Here is a 14077-nt window from a genome sequence, read left to right as displayed (position 1 = left end):
CTTTGTGCATGGCCTCCGAGAAGCCCGGGAAAACCGGCACCGCTGACGTAGAGACGCGCGTACTCACCAAGAAGGAGTACGAGAAGGAACTCGAGCGCCTGCAGACCGAGCTGGTGCGGATGCAGGAGTGGGTGGTCTACCACAAGAAGCGCGTGATGGTGATCTTCGAAGGCCGGGATACCGCGGGCAAGGGCGGCACGATCAAACGCATCCTGGAGCGGCTCAACGCCAGGTACGCGCACGTCGTCGCGCTCGGCACGCCGTCCGAGCGGGAGAAGACGCAGTGGTACTTCCAGCGCTACATCGCGCAACTGCCGTCCGGCGGTGAGATCGCGCTCTTCGACCGCAGCTGGTACAACCGCGCCGGCGTGGAGAAGGTGATGGGCTTCTGCACCCCCGAACAGCACGAGGAGTTCATGCGGCAGTGCCCGGTGATCGAGCGCGGGCTGATCCGGGACGGGCTGATCCTGGTCAAGTACTGGCTCTCGCTGTCCGACGACGAGCAGGAGCGCCGATTCCAGGCCCGGATCAAGAACCCGGAGAAGCGCTGGAAGCTGAGCCCGATGGACCTCTACGCGCGCGAGCGCTGGGTGGACTACGCGGAAGCCAAAGACGAGATGTTCGCCTACACCGACACCAAGGAATCACCCTGGTACGTCGTCGACGCCGACGACAAGAAATCCGCCCGGCTCAACGTGATCAGCCACTTCCTCAGCCTGATCCCGTACGAGGACGTGCCGCACGAGAAGATCGAGCTGCCGCCCCGGCAGGAGCGGTCGTACGCGCGCCCGCCGATCGACTCGCAGAACTGGATTCCGCGGCGGTTCGAGGTGGGATAGGGCGTTTGACCGATAGGACCGGGTTCCGCTCGACCGCCGAGCGGCTGCGCGCTGCGCGCCCCAAAACTTGACAGTGTGGGCGAATCTGTAACGGCATCAAGCACCCTGACGATGTTGACGGACAGGATCGAGTCGTTCGCACACGGGGACGCTGCCGCGTCGACGTTTGGGGAGTTCGTTGGTATCTGGGCCGCGCGGCGGATTGGCCGACACTCGGCCGGACGTGACGCAAAGACCTTCTCGCGTTGCCTCGGAACGGTATGGGACTGGCGCCTTTCGGTGGCCGGTCGATGTCGCGGTCGGTCTCGCTGTTCTGCTTCTGATGCTGTGGCGGATCGGTACACCGTCGCTATGGCGTGACGAAGCCGCCACCGCGGACAATGCTCAGACCGGTTGGCGCACAATCCTCGAAGTGAGCAACGATATCGACGCAGTGCATGCGCCGTACTATTTGCTCGAGTCGGTGTGGACGAGCGTTGCCGGTTGTTCAGAGGTTTCGTTGCGTCTGCCCTCGGCGGTCGCAATCGCCGTCGCGGCAGTTGCGCTCATGGCGATTGCGCGGACCTACACCACGCAGTCGAATGCAGTGCTGTGTGCGTTCATCTTCGCGTTGATGCCTGCGGCCACAAGGTATGGGCAAGAAGCTCGCGAAGGCGCGCTGGTTATCATGCTGGCGGTCGTTTCGACCCTCACTCTTCATATAGCGGCACAGCGGAACTCGCGGTGGCCGTGGATCGTCTACGCGATTGTTGTTGCCTGCATCCCGCTGTTCAACTTGCTCGGTCTCTACCTTCTCGTGGCGCACCTGCTGTACGGGTTGTACGTCAAACGTGGCAAGAGCCTTGCTCTGGCTGCGGTACCGGCGGTCCTTGTGGCTGGAGCGGTTGCGGCGATCAGCTACGCGCAGCGCTCCACGATGCTGGACGTCTACCTTCCGCGGCCCACGCCCAGGGAACTCATTGCATATACCGATGCGCTGCTCACCAACAGGACGATCGCGCTGATATTCGTCGGGGCGTCGGCGTGGTTCATACTCGCCACGCTGCGTCGACGACAAATAACGGAATATTCCTGGATTTTGGCGATCGCGATCTTTCCCGCTCCGCTCTGGCTGATTTCGCAGGTGCAGAACGTCTTCTTGTTTCGGTACGGTCTTTTCGCGGTACCGTTCTTCGCGCTAATTGTCGTGCTTGCGTTTCGGAAGTGGTACATCAACGCAGTATTCGCGGTCCTGCTCGCGGTCTTGTCCGCACCGATCGTGCTGGATTACCGCAACGCAGATGGTCATGGCGAAGACTTCAGGGCCGTGTTCGAACGTATCGAAGCGGAGGCACGCCCCGGCGACGCAATCGTCCTGGACCACTGGCTCGGGCGGTCCGCGATGCATTACTACCTCTCCGACAGAGACGTTGCAGATCCGCTGAATCCGCACGGAGACAATAGCTTCACCACGCTCGAACGCGGCGGACTGGAATGCACACAGGAGGCCTTAGCGCCCTACCAGAGAGTGTGGCTCGTATGGTTCGAGCGCGCGTCGAAGAAGGAACCTACGGATTGGCCCGATGACTGCGACGAAGGCCTTCGAGAAGTGTCGGTTGACGCCCGCGGGGTCCTCACCACCAAACTCTTCGCCCGATAGTCCGGCGAGCCCGGCGGCACCCAGGGCGGATTCGTGCAACGACGTGGCGCTGATGCGCGATGGCTTCATCACGGTCCAGGATGGCCGTCGCGGTCGCCCTCCGATGAGGAGCAGGACTGACCGTTCAAGGCGCCGATCGACAACCCTCCGGGAGAAGTGCCGGTCCGAGGCCCATGACAGGACGTTCGCTCGGCTGAACGTGGTCAGCCACCTGCCCAGATCCATCACCCACGACGATCCCGGTACGGGATGAATCCGCGGCGGTTCGGACTCGGGGAGGTGGCAACTGCCGGGGTATGTGCGGTTCACCCCCCGGTCAGCGCGGGTCTCCCGCCCGCGAGGGCGAATTGCCCGAGTGTTGCTCGTAACATCGGGTGAGCGGCGGGCGACAAAGCAGCCATAGCTGAAGTTCTTTGTCACACCCACTGATGAATCGAGGGGCTGGGTGCGCTGCCGACTGTGTGATTCGACCCGTTTGCTGAGCGTCCTCGACCTTGGCGCTACGCCGCCATGCGAGAAATTCCTGGCGGCCGAGGAGCTTGATCTTCCAGAGCCAACATATCCGCTGCATCTGCGGCTGTGCGAGGACTGCCTGCTCCTGCAGATCCCGGCGCTGATCACGCCCGAGGAGACGTTCACGGAGTACGCCTACTTCTCCTCCTACTCCGACAGCTGGGTTGAGCACGCGAAGCGATTCGTCGATCAGTCGATCGAACGTCTCGGTCTGGCTGCCGACTCGTTCGTCGTCGAGGTCGCGAGCAACGACGGCTATTTGTTGCAGCACGCGGTCGCGGCCGGGGTGCCATGCCTCGGGATCGAGCCGTCGGTCAACGTCGGTGCCGCCGCCCGCGACCGTGGTGTGCCCACCGAGACGGCATTCTTGGACGAGGATCTCGCCGCAAGAGTCCGTGCCGAGCATGGTCCGGCGAACCTCGTGGTCGCGAACAATGTCTACGCGCACATCCCTGACCTGCTCGGATTCACGCGTTCACTACGTGGTCTGCTGGCCGACGACGGGTGGCTGAGCATCGAAGTGCATCATGCCCTGAATCTGGTCAGTCTCGGCCAGTTCGACACCATCTACCATGAGCATTTCCAGTACTACACCGTGCTGTCCGCCAGCCGAGCGCTCGCCACAGCCGGGCTCAGCGTGGTCGATGTCGAACTGATCCCCACCCATGGCGGGTCGATCAGGGTCTGGGCACGGCCAGCGGAGTCGGCGGGCACGCCGAGCGAGCGCGTCGCCGAGGTCTTGCGCATCGAAGAGGAGGCAGGGCTGCACGAGGTCGCGGGATATCTGGAACTGCGTCCGCGCACCGAGGCGGTCCGGCAAGAGTTGTTGCGTTTTCTACTCGAGGCAAAGGCCGAAGGCAAGCAGGTCGTCGGGTACGGCGCCCCCGGCAAGGGAAACACTTTGCTGAACTATTGCGGAATCCGGAGCGACCTACTCGGGTACACCGTCGACCGCAACCCGTACAAGCACGGCAGGTTCACTCCCGGAACCCGTATCCCGATCCACGACCCCGCGGAAATCACGAAGGACCGCCCCGACGTGGTCCTCGCCCTGCCGTGGAATCTCGAGACCGAGCTCACCGAGCAGCTCGGCTACATCGCCGAATGGGGCGGCGAGCTCGTATTCCCGCTGCCGACGTTGCACAGCGCGGACCTGTCCGTTTCGGAAGCCAGTGGAAGGCAAGAACAATGAAGGTCGTCCTGTTCTGTGGTGGGTACGGAATGCGGATGCGCAACAGCAGTGAGGACGCCGTACCGAAGCCGATGCAGATGGTCGGACCGCGGCCGCTGATCTGGCATGTGATGCGCTACTACGCGCACTTCGGGCACAAGGACTTCATCCTCTGCCTCGGCTACGGCGCTTCGCATATCAAGAACTACTTCCTGACCTACCAGGAGGCCGCGTCGAATAATTTCGTGATGCGCGGCGGCAAGGTCGAACTGATGCACTCCGATATCAGCGACTGGACGATCACCTTCGTCGACACCGGCCTCGAGTCGCCGATCGGCGAGCGGCTGCGCCGGGTGCGTGGCTACCTCGACGGTGACGAATACTTTCTCGCCAACTATGCCGACGTATTGACAGACGCCCCGATGGATCACATCGTCGATCGAATGCAGGCGTCCGGTGCCGCGGCTTCGATGATGGTCGTGCCGCCGCAGTCCTCGTTCCATTGCGTCGAGGTGAGCGAGTCCGGCGAGGTCAAGGACATCACTCCGGTCTCGGAGTTGCCGATCTGGGAGAACGGCGGATTCTTCGTGCTGACCCAGGAGATCTTCGACTACCTCCCGCCGGGCGGCGACTTGGTGGCCGACGTCTGCGGAACGCTCGCGGGCGAGGGGCGACTGTTCGGCTACCGGCACGACGGATTCTGGAAGCCCGCCGACACCTTCAAGGAGCGCGCCGAACTCGAGGCCGGCTACCACAAGGGTGTTCGGCCGTGGATGGTATGGGAGGGCGAGGCCGAGGCGAAGCCGCCTTCGCCCGAAACCACCTTGGTGCGATGATCGCGCTCGACACCGGCGCCATCGAGGAGATCGCGGTGCTCGGCGCGCATTGCGACGACATCGCGATCGGCATGGGTGGCACGTTGCTGAGTTTGGCGGAGGCGGTCCCGGGTCTTCGGGTGCGCGCCCTCGTGCTGTCCGGCGCCTGGACCGAACGTGAAGCAGAGGAGCGTTCGGCTCTCGGCGCCTTCTGTCCGGGTGCAGATCTCGACATCACTGTGTTGGCCATTCCGGATGGCCGAGCGCCGGCGTATTGGGATCGAATCAAGAATGCGCTCAACGAGTTTCGGCAGAGCTGCGAACCGCAGCTGGTCTTCGGTCCGCACCGCGGGGATGCCCATCAAGATCATCGGCTGCTCGCCGAACTAGTGCCAACCGAATTTCGCGACCACCTCATTCTCGGCTACGAGATCTTGAAATGGGAGACGGACACACCTCGTCCTACGGCATTCCATCCACTTACGCTGCAGGTCGCCGAAGAGAAGGCGCGCCTGCTGTACAAGCACTATCCGTCCCAGACGTCGCACGATTGGTTCGACGAGCAGTCGTTTCTCGGGCTTTCCCGCCTCCGCGGGGTGCAATGCCGGAGCTCGCACGCGGAGGCGTTCGTACTGGAGAAGGCCGCCATCAGTTTCGGAAATCGCTGAAGGAGAACACGACGATGACTACCGTGTACTCGAATCCACAGATGGACGATGAGACGAGGCGTACAGAGCTGTATCGCGGTCGGGTCCTGGTGTTCCCGGCGTCGCCAGCCTCCCGGGCTCTCATCGAACACGCCGGAGTTCTGGTTGCCGAAGCGTTCGGAGACCTGGACCCCGAACTCGCTCAGTTCGTCATGCCGGTCGAAGAATTTGCTGGGGTGCTTGCCGACCTCAAGCCCAAGTTCATCCATCACCCGACGTCGAAATCGCTGATTCGCGACCTACTTGCCGAGTTCGACTGTGACCTCGACAAGACGTACTTCGACGTCCCGAGAATGCGTACCTCGACCTCGAACGACTACCTCAGTACCGGCATCTCATACGCGTTCCACCCACACCGCGACACGTGGTATTCCGCGCCGTTCTGCCAACTCAACTGGTGGATTCCGATTTTCCCGGTGTTGCCACAGAACGTCATGGCCTTCCACCCACGCTATTGGGACAACCCGGTTCGCAACGGGTCGCGCCGGTACAACTACTACGAGTGGAACCGCACCAGTCGAGCCACTGCGGCCCAGCACATCAAGACCGACACGCGCGATCAACCCAAACCCGAGGAGCCGATCGAGCTCGAACCGCAGGTGCGCGTGGTTCCGGAGGCCGGCGGTGTCATGTTGTTCTCCGGGAACCAACTGCACTCCACGGTGCCGAACGATTCGGGACGGACAAGGTTCAGCATCGACTTCCGCACAGTCCATCTCGACGACGTGGTTTCCCGTACCGAAGCGCCCAACGTCGATTCGGAATGCACAGGGACATCGCTTCGAGACTTTCTGCGCGCCCGTGATTTCGAGCGAATTGCCGAAGACGTCGCACTGACATATGAGGGCAAACAGCCGGCCCCGGCGTTCACCTGACAGCCCCGCCACACACCAAGACTGCTTCACACGAAATCTGAGGACACGAGATGCGCGTATTGGTCACCGGCCACCAAGGTTACCTCGGCACCGTCATGGTGCCGATCCTGCAAACGGCCGGTCACGATGTCGTCGGGCTCGACACCGGCTATTTCGCCGACTGCGTGCTCGGCGATGTGCCCAACGATCCACCCGGCCTGCAGGTCGACCTGCGGGACGTCACCGTCGACCAACTGTCCGGCTTCGACGCGGTGATTCACCTCGCCGCGCTGTCCAACGACCCCCTCGGGGCTCTCGCTCCACAGATCACCTACGACATCAACCATCACGCATCGGTCCGATTGGCGCGCCTTGCCAAGGATGCCGGCGTCGGCCGCTTCCTCTATGCCTCCACGTGCTCGGTGTACGGCTCGGCAGGCGACGATCTGGTCACCGAGAACGCACCGTTACGGCCGTTGACGCCCTACGCGGAGAGCAAGGTCCGCGTGGAGGATGACGTCGCCGCGATAGCCGATGCCAGCTTCTCCCCGGTATTCCTCCGCAATGCCACCGCGTTCGGCTTCTCCCCGCGGCTGCGTGCCGACATCGTGTTGAACAACCTGGTCGGTCATGCAGTGCTGACCGGCGACGTGCGCGTGCTGTCGGACGGCACCCCGTGGCGGCCGCTCGTGCATGCTCGCGACATCGCGAAGGCTTTCGTCATTGCACTCGACGCGCCGGTCGAGAAGATCCATTGCGCCGCATACAACGTCGGCACGGAGGCGAACAACCTGACGGTGGCGGAGATCGCGCAGTCGGTTGTGGATGTCGTGCCCGGCGCGCAACTGCTGATCACCGGCGAGAGCGGTGCCGACCCCCGCTCGTACCGCGTCGACTTCTCGGCCATCCGTTCGGCTCTGGCGTACGAGGCGGAGTGGTCGATCCCTGACGGGGCCGCAGAGTTGTACAAGGAATACACCGCAGCCGGGCTCACGAGCCACGACTTCTTCAACCGCTTCACACGCCTGCCGCACCTCGAAGGGCTGCAACGAGCGGGCGCGCTGGACGCATCGATGCGCCGTCTCGACAGGGAGTGAGTTCGTATCGTGTTACAGCCTCGCCACCAGATCTGCCCAACTACCGGCGTTGGCGTCGCGTGGGGAGATCATGGTGACCGCGAGCGGCCACTCGATGGCCAGATCCGGGTCGTCATGCGCCACCCCGAGGTCCTCGGCCGGGTCGTGCGGTCGATCGATCCGGTAGCACACGTCGGCCGTCTCCGTCAGTGCCTGGAAACCGTGCAGGAAGCCGGGCGGCACGTACAGGTGGCGAAATTCGACGTCGTCGAGCAGAAACGCCTGCTGCTTGCCGAAGGTCGGCGAATCACGTCTGATGTCGACAAGAACGTCGCTGACGGCGCCGTTCGCGCAGCGGACCAGTTTCGCTTCACCGCGCCCCGAACGGCCATGCATCCCGCGGATCGTCCCCCGCACCGATCGCGATTGGGAATCCTGAATGAAGGATGCCGCTTCGACGCCGCCGCCCACGGTGGCGTCGAATACTTCGGCGTCCAGCGTTCGCGTGAACAAGCCGCGATCGTCGCGGAACGGCGTCGGGACGAAGACGATCACATCGGCGAGTTCGGTCGATTCGATCTGCACGCGACCATCGTGCCGCACACCGGAACCAGATGCGAGGAACGTCATGCGCGCGTGTAGAGGATGCGGCGGCACGGATCTCCACACCGTGCTCGACGTTGGGGCCGTGCCGGCCGCGGATTACTTCCCGCCCGCGGACGAGCCGGTGCGGGCCGGCGAATCGGCGCATCCGCTCGTCATGGTGTTGTGTGAGACGTGTGCGCTGGCCCAACTCGCCGACGACGATACTGTCACCCAGGAACCGCGCGGCGTTGAACCGCAGGCACTGCGCGACCAGGCCGAGGACGCCGTTTCGAGGGTCTCGGGCGCCGGTTGGTTGCGAGGCGGAAGTGTCCGGGAGTTCGGTAGTCCACATGGCGGAAGCTGGCTGCCGTTGCTACAGGAGCGCGGATTTTCGCTCGCGACTCCCCAAACACCCGCAAGCCTCGTTCTCGACACACTCGGCATCATGCACGAACCCGACCAACGCGCAGCGTTTCGGGAGCGCGCCGAGTCCACCGCGCCGGACGGGGTGCTGTTGCTCCAGTACCACTCACTGGTGAGTATCGTGACTGAGGGTCAGTGGAATGCGCTGCGGCACGGGCATTTTGCGTACTACTCACTGCATGCACTGCTTCGATTGCTCGCCGACGCGGGGATGAGCCCTGCTTCCGCGTGGGAGTTCGATCTGTACGGTGGCACGGTGTTGATCGCGGCGGTGCACGGACAGGTCGCGCCCGACGCCGCGGTTGCCAAGATTCTCGCGGAGGAGAATGAACTCGGAATCTGCGATCATCATGCGGTATCCACACTCCAAGGCGCGCTCGATGAACAGGTGGGCGCGCTTCGTGAATGGTTGTGTGCGGAATCAGCCACCGGGCGAAGGGTTTTCGCCTACAGTGCGGCATCGCGCGCAGTGGCGCTGTTCAGCCTGGCGAATGTAGACCGGCGGCTGGTTCAGGCAGTGGCCGACGCATCACCGACGAAGCAGGGGCGCCGAATGCCAGGTACCGATGTGCCGATCATCAGCCCCGCCGACCTGACGTCGTCCGAGCCGGACAAGGTCTTACTTACCCTTCCCGACTTGCTCCCAGAAATTTCGCAAAGCCTTCCGTCGCTCGCTGGGCGCTGGGTGGTCCGGCCATGATCATCGAGGCAGCTCGCACACCATCGACCACTGCGACGTTCCACGCGGCGCGCTTCGCAGCACGGGTCCGTCTCGAGCGTAAGGATTGTGCGCATGACCGCAGCTGATCGGAACGTCTCCGACTGTTCTCGCTCCTTCGCCCGGTCCAACCGCATGCAGGCCCGGTTGCACGAACTCGTACCCGGCGGTGCGCACACCTATGCCCGTGGTTCCGACCAATACCCCGAGCACATGACGCCGATCCTGACCCGCGGTGAGGGTGCGCGGGTTTGGGATGTCGACGGCAATGAGTACGTCGAGTACGGCATGGGGCTTCGGTCGGTTGTACTGGGCCACGGTTATCGTCCGGTCGTCGACGCCGCGCACGCCGCGATGTGTGACGGGATGAACTTCACCAGGCCAACCGAGCTGGAAGTTCTTGCGGCAGAGGATTTCTTGAGAATAGTCCCCGGCGCGGAAATGGTGAAGTTCGCCAAGAATGGTTCCGATGTCACGACGGCTGCGATCAAATTGGCACGGGCGGCGACCGGCCGCACGAGCATTGCCGTCTGCCGGCTCCCGTTCTTCTCCGTCGACGACTGGTTCATCGGTTTGACCGAGATGGCCGCAGGAATTCCTGTTGCCGCAACCGCAGATGTCGTTCGATTCGACTACAACGATCTCGCGACGTTGGAGGCTCGATTCCAGGCGAATCCCGACGGCATTGCGGCCGTAATCCTCGAGGCGGCGACGGCGACGATGGAGCCCGCCGAGGGATTCCTGGCCGGCGTGCGCGCCCTCTGTGACACATACGGTGCTGTGCTGGTGTTCGACGAGATGATTACCGGGTTTCGGTGGGCGATGCCCGGTGCCCAGACGCTCTATGGGGTGACGCCGGACCTGTCGTGCTGGGGAAAGGCGATGGGTAACGGGTTCCCCATCGCCGCGCTTGCCGGAAAGCGCGAGTTGATGGAACTTGGCGGCTTGAACACCGACCGGAACCGAGTCTTTCTCCTTTCGACCACCCATGGCCCCGAGACTTCCGCGCTGGCAGCGTTCCGCGCGGTGGTTCGAGCCTACGAAACGGTAGATCCGATCGGCCGGATGGAACGCGCCGGACAGCGCCTGGCTGAGGGTGTCAACGCTGCTGCCGCTGAACTCGACGTGGCCGAATATGTTCGGGTGATCGGCCGACCGTCCTGTCTGGTTTTCACCACCTGTGATCAGGACAAGGCGCCTTCTCAGGGATTCCGAACGCTGTTTCTACAGGAACTGCTGAACCGCGGCGTTTTGGGACAGTCGTTCGTTGTCTCCGCAGCGCACACCGACGCGGACATCGATCTGACGATTGATGCGGTGCGGCAGGCGCTCGACCTCTACCGTAAGGCGATTGTTGCAGGAACAGTCGAGGGACTGCTGATTGGTAGACCGGTTGCTCCGGCGATCCGTCGCGGCGCCGCGCCGCGTCGTATCGCTCCAACCGCTATCTGAGTGAGGCACGAAACGATGATCAATGCGATGCGAGTGGCAGAAGCTCCGCGACTGCGTCGCAGCCGCGTGTCGACAATCGTCCGGAAGCAGTCGGAACTCGACGGTCCGGGGAAGATCAGCATGAACAAACAACGTCCGGGAACGGCTATCTCGCGTGTCCGGATCGGGCCCGTCTGGTTCGGCGGAAGGTCGGTGGTCCTGCGACCGCCGCGGTTTGCCGACTTCGCCGATTGGAGCCGCATCCGACTGCGGGACCGCCGGCTCATCGAACCGTTCTGGTTCGCCTCACCGATGAGTTGGGAGGAGCGCCACACCGAATCCCGTTGGATCGATGAGTGCATCAGGTATTGGTCGTGGGCACATTCGGGGAACGGTCTGCCCTTGGCCGTTGAGGTGGACGGTCGGTTCGTCGGTCAGATCAATCTTGTGCTCGTGCCGTACGAAGCGTGCACCGGCGAACTGAGCTTGTGGATCGACTCCGAATTCGCACGTCTCGGCGTAGGTAGCGTCGCAACCGAGATGCTGTTGGAGTACGCGTTCGAGTACCTCGGAGTGTTTCGTGTCACCGCTCCCATCGCGGTCGACAACGCACCGATATTGCAGGGCATGCCGACCTTCGGATTCCTGCGCGAGGCGGTCATGGTCGACTACATGGAGGCAGGCGGGCGGACGAAGGACCACGAATTGTGGTCGATGACAGCCGACCGCTGGAAACAACGCGACAACGCGTCCTCGCTGACCCGCGCGTCGGCGTCCGCCGAAATGCGACCACCGCGGGCCGCCGAATCGCGAGACGTCAGGCCATTCAACACACTGCGACTGGCGCGGATTTTGGCAGGCGGGATCGCACGTTTCGAGTACGTCCGTCTTCGCGCGCTTTTCGCTGGTTTCGCGGCGGTTCGGCGGGTTAACTTGGAATGCTCGGGTTTTGGGCTTCGGGTACGCACCGCGAATCGGTCGGATCGCGCAAGCTTGGCGCGCATCGTCGATCAGTACCGGCCCGACTTGAAATTCTATCTGGGCCCTGCATCACGCCTCGGCACCTCGGCCCCGGAGAGCTACCGGCAGCAAACTCTCTATCGAACGTCGTGCTTGGCACGGCAACACAGCACACGCGCGCTGGCAATAGAGGCCAATGGCCACGTCGTTGGATTTTGCGGCCTGTCCGGCCTGGGCGACGGAAACCGTTCGGCGCGACTCTTCGTGTGCGTCGCTCCCGGGCACGCCAATCGAGGCATAGCCAAGTGCGCGGTTCGCGCCGTGCTGCGCCATGCCTTCGAAGATCTGCAGCTGCGTCGAGTCTCGATCGCACTTGATCCGAGCAACAGCAACGCCGAACGCCTCGCCGAAAATGTTGGGCTGCGACGTGAAGGGACGATGCACTGCTATTCGGCCGCGGACGCGACATTTCGCACGATGGATCTATGGGCGTGCACGCGGGCGACGAACCAACCTACTGAGTAGGTCCAAGTCGGCGCCGGGAAAATCGGATCGCCCGTCATCGAGCGGCATGAGATGCTGATGGTCGCCGTTCGGCCACATCGCTGTCCGCTATACCGAGCGCTGGCGGATTGTCGCCTGGCACGCGATGGAGCAGCATCTCGGTGGCTGGCGTGAATTAGCCCGAATGGTCTTCATGATCGCACTCGCGCGTCACGTCGGACCTGAAGATTTCGGCAATTCGTCGATTTAGCCGATTCTCCGGCCAGGGCGGCAGGGGCGGAGGTTGCGAATACCGCATGGCGCAGAGAGATTCTGTGCCGGAAATGCCGTATATGTCCGCTATCGAGCCGCATCTGGTGCCATTTGGACACCGTTCGGTCGCATCGTCATCCGCATTGCCGGAGGACGTTGAAACGGCGGGGAGTCCACGTTCGAAAACAAGGAGTTGGGACAGTTTGCCAGCTTCGTCGTTCGCGGCGACGTGGACCATGTGGTCGCCCATAAACCGGCCGTAACGCGAAGCGGGTTGGAACCGAAGGTTACCGAAAGATGGCCGTACCTTTACGGTCTAAGGAGTTGCAGGATGACGCAGGTTGCAATCATCGGAGCCGGTCCCTACGGACTATCAATAGCCGCGCACCTGCGCGCGTTCGGTGTCGACCACCGAATATTCGGACCGGCCATGGATACGTGGCGGCACCACGTTCCGGCTGGGATGCTGCTGAAGTCGGATGGTTTTGCGTCGAACCTGTCAGAGCCCTCCGGCGCCGGCACTCTCGCCGCGTACTGCGCCGAACACTCCGTGGCGTACCACCCAACTGAACTCCCGGTGCGGCTCGATGTTTTCAACGAATACGCGACTGATTTTCAGCGGCGGTTCGTACCACAGTTGGAGGACCGGCAAGTCGTCTCCGTCGAGCGCTCCGCCGGTCGCTTCCTGGTCGGATTGGACGACGGCGAAACATTCACCGCAGACACCGTCGTCGCGGCGGTCGGTATTTCCCATTTCGCCGTGCTGCCCGAGGAACTCATGGGTCTCCCAGGCAACTTGGCTTCGCACAGTTCTGCGCACAGCGGTCTGTCCCAGTTCTCCGGCCAACGGATTGCCGTGGTTGGGGCTGGGGCTTCGGCTGTCGACATCGCTACATTGATGGCGGAGGCGGGTGCCGCCGTGTCGCTTGTTACGCGGCGTGACCGGATCAAATTCGCTTCCGCGCCCGCGGTGGGTCCGCGCGGCCGGGGGGAACGACTGAAGGCGCCCGCGACCGGTATTGGGCCGGGGTGGCGATCGTGGGCTTGCCAGAATCTTCCGGGATTGTTCCGCGTTCTTCCGGGTAAGGCGCGGCTAAAGATCGTGAAGCGACACTTGGGGCCGAGTTCCGCGTTCGCAATGAAGGCTCGGTTCGAAGACGCGGTAACGACCTTTCTCGGTGTGCACATCGATTCTGCGTACGAGGAGGACGGCCAAGTCTGCTTGGTACTTCGGTGTGCGGATGGAAGCCGCCGCGAACTCCGGGTCGATCACGTCGTCTCGGCGACAGGCTATCGGCCAGATGTGGCCCGACTGCCCTTCCTGAGCGACGGGTTGAGAAGAGAACTTCGAACGCACGAGAACATGCCGATGGTTTCTCGTTTCTCCGAATCTTCGGTTCCGGGCTTTTACTTCGTTGGCCCTCCGGCGGTGGACAGCTTTGGCCCCCTGATGCGCTTCATGGTCGGCGCTGAATACATTGCCCCGTTGGTTGCTCGCCGGCTGAGGAAGGTCACCAGCGGTCGGGAGCCTGTCCGCGCGGCGACCAACGCGTGACGGGCACGACTGCGGCTTCCGAGTCGGCGGGAGAC

At 63.1% G+C, this 14077-nt stretch carries 12 protein-coding genes; 11 read left to right on the top strand and 1 reads right to left on the bottom strand.

The annotated features are described in order from the left end of the window. The first annotated feature begins 8 nt into the window (after positions 1-8). The 7 genes from ppk2 to OG921_RS00745 all read left to right on the top strand — a co-directional run bounded on the left by ppk2 (position 9) and on the right by OG921_RS00745 (position 7635). Positions 9-839 (top strand): polyphosphate kinase 2, encoded by an 831-nt coding sequence (ppk2, locus tag OG921_RS00775; protein WP_266110441.1) that lies wholly within the window; start codon positions 9-11, stop codon positions 837-839. Between the two features lie 412 nt (positions 840-1251). Continuing rightward, positions 1252-2478, top strand: coding sequence for a glycosyltransferase family 39 protein (locus OG921_RS00770; RefSeq protein WP_266110440.1), 1227 nt, complete (start codon positions 1252-1254; stop codon positions 2476-2478). A 445-nt stretch (positions 2479-2923) separates the two neighbouring features. Then, on the top strand, positions 2924-4183 hold the full coding sequence (locus OG921_RS00765) for a class I SAM-dependent methyltransferase (RefSeq protein WP_266110439.1): 1260 nt from the start codon (positions 2924-2926) through the stop codon (positions 4181-4183). Beyond that, positions 4180-4998 carry a glucose-1-phosphate cytidylyltransferase gene (locus OG921_RS00760; protein ID WP_266110438.1) on the top strand — a complete coding sequence of 273 codons (819 nt, stop codon included), beginning with the start codon at positions 4180-4182 and terminating at the stop codon, positions 4996-4998. The genes OG921_RS00765 and OG921_RS00760 overlap by 4 nt, the downstream gene beginning before the upstream one ends. Continuing rightward, the gene (locus OG921_RS00755) at positions 4995-5645 is read left to right on the top strand and encodes a PIG-L deacetylase family protein (protein ID WP_266110437.1); all 651 of its coding nucleotides are present in this window, start codon (positions 4995-4997) and stop codon (positions 5643-5645) included. Before OG921_RS00760 ends, OG921_RS00755 begins: the two co-directional genes overlap by 4 nt. Before the next feature lie 14 nt (positions 5646-5659). Continuing rightward, positions 5660-6559 (top strand): hypothetical protein, encoded by a 900-nt coding sequence (locus OG921_RS00750; RefSeq protein ID WP_266110436.1) that lies wholly within the window; start codon positions 5660-5662, stop codon positions 6557-6559. Positions 6560-6609: 50 nt separating this feature from the next. Next, positions 6610-7635 carry an NAD(P)-dependent oxidoreductase gene (locus tag OG921_RS00745; RefSeq protein ID WP_266110435.1) on the top strand — a complete coding sequence of 342 codons (1026 nt, stop codon included), beginning with the start codon at positions 6610-6612 and terminating at the stop codon, positions 7633-7635. A gap of 12 nt (positions 7636-7647) precedes the next feature. On the opposite strand, the gene OG921_RS00740 is transcribed toward OG921_RS00745, so the two are convergent. Then, positions 7648-8199, bottom strand: coding sequence for a dTDP-4-dehydrorhamnose 3,5-epimerase family protein (locus OG921_RS00740; protein ID WP_266110434.1), 552 nt, complete (start codon positions 8197-8199; stop codon positions 7648-7650). Positions 8200-8242: 43 nt separating this feature from the next. Here OG921_RS00740 and OG921_RS00735 point away from each other — a divergent pair, with 43 nt between their 5' ends. The 4 genes from OG921_RS00735 (at position 8243) to OG921_RS00720 (ending at position 14042) form a co-directional block, all read left to right on the top strand. Continuing rightward, a complete protein-coding gene (locus OG921_RS00735) occupies positions 8243-9322 on the top strand; it encodes a class I SAM-dependent methyltransferase (RefSeq protein ID WP_266110433.1) in 1080 nt (359 codons plus the stop codon). Positions 9323-9415: 93 nt separating this feature from the next. Next, positions 9416-10792, top strand: a complete 1377-nt coding sequence (locus tag OG921_RS00730) for a glutamate-1-semialdehyde 2,1-aminomutase (RefSeq protein ID WP_266110432.1) — start codon at positions 9416-9418, stop codon at positions 10790-10792. A gap of 15 nt (positions 10793-10807) precedes the next feature. Continuing rightward, positions 10808-12256, top strand: a complete 1449-nt coding sequence (locus OG921_RS00725; protein ID WP_323182631.1) for a GNAT family protein — start codon at positions 10808-10810, stop codon at positions 12254-12256. A 562-nt stretch (positions 12257-12818) separates the two neighbouring features. Continuing rightward, positions 12819-14042 carry an FAD-dependent oxidoreductase gene (locus OG921_RS00720; protein WP_266110430.1) on the top strand — a complete coding sequence of 408 codons (1224 nt, stop codon included), beginning with the start codon at positions 12819-12821 and terminating at the stop codon, positions 14040-14042. Positions 14043-14077: the final 35 nt, after the last annotated feature.

The sequence above is a fragment of the Aldersonia sp. NBC_00410 genome, assembly GCF_026342035.1.
Taxonomy (GTDB): domain Bacteria; phylum Actinomycetota; class Actinomycetes; order Mycobacteriales; family Mycobacteriaceae; genus Aldersonia.
This window is presented reverse-complemented; position numbering and strand designations above follow the sequence as displayed.

Coding starts and splice junctions, on each gene's coding strand:
- ppk2 (WP_266110441.1), top strand. CDS start 9: ATGGCCTCCGAGAAGCCCGGGAAAACCGGCACCGCTGACGTAGAGACG.
- OG921_RS00760 (WP_266110438.1), top strand. CDS start 4,180: ATGAAGGTCGTCCTGTTCTGTGGTGGGTACGGAATGCGGATGCGCAAC.
- OG921_RS00755 (WP_266110437.1), top strand. CDS start 4,995: ATGATCGCGCTCGACACCGGCGCCATCGAGGAGATCGCGGTGCTCGGC.
- OG921_RS00750 (WP_266110436.1), top strand. CDS start 5,660: ATGACTACCGTGTACTCGAATCCACAGATGGACGATGAGACGAGGCGT.
- OG921_RS00745 (WP_266110435.1), top strand. CDS start 6,610: ATGCGCGTATTGGTCACCGGCCACCAAGGTTACCTCGGCACCGTCATG.
- OG921_RS00735 (WP_266110433.1), top strand. CDS start 8,243: ATGCGCGCGTGTAGAGGATGCGGCGGCACGGATCTCCACACCGTGCTC.
- OG921_RS00730 (WP_266110432.1), top strand. CDS start 9,416: ATGACCGCAGCTGATCGGAACGTCTCCGACTGTTCTCGCTCCTTCGCC.
- OG921_RS00725 (WP_323182631.1), top strand. CDS start 10,808: ATGATCAATGCGATGCGAGTGGCAGAAGCTCCGCGACTGCGTCGCAGC.
- OG921_RS00720 (WP_266110430.1), top strand. CDS start 12,819: ATGACGCAGGTTGCAATCATCGGAGCCGGTCCCTACGGACTATCAATA.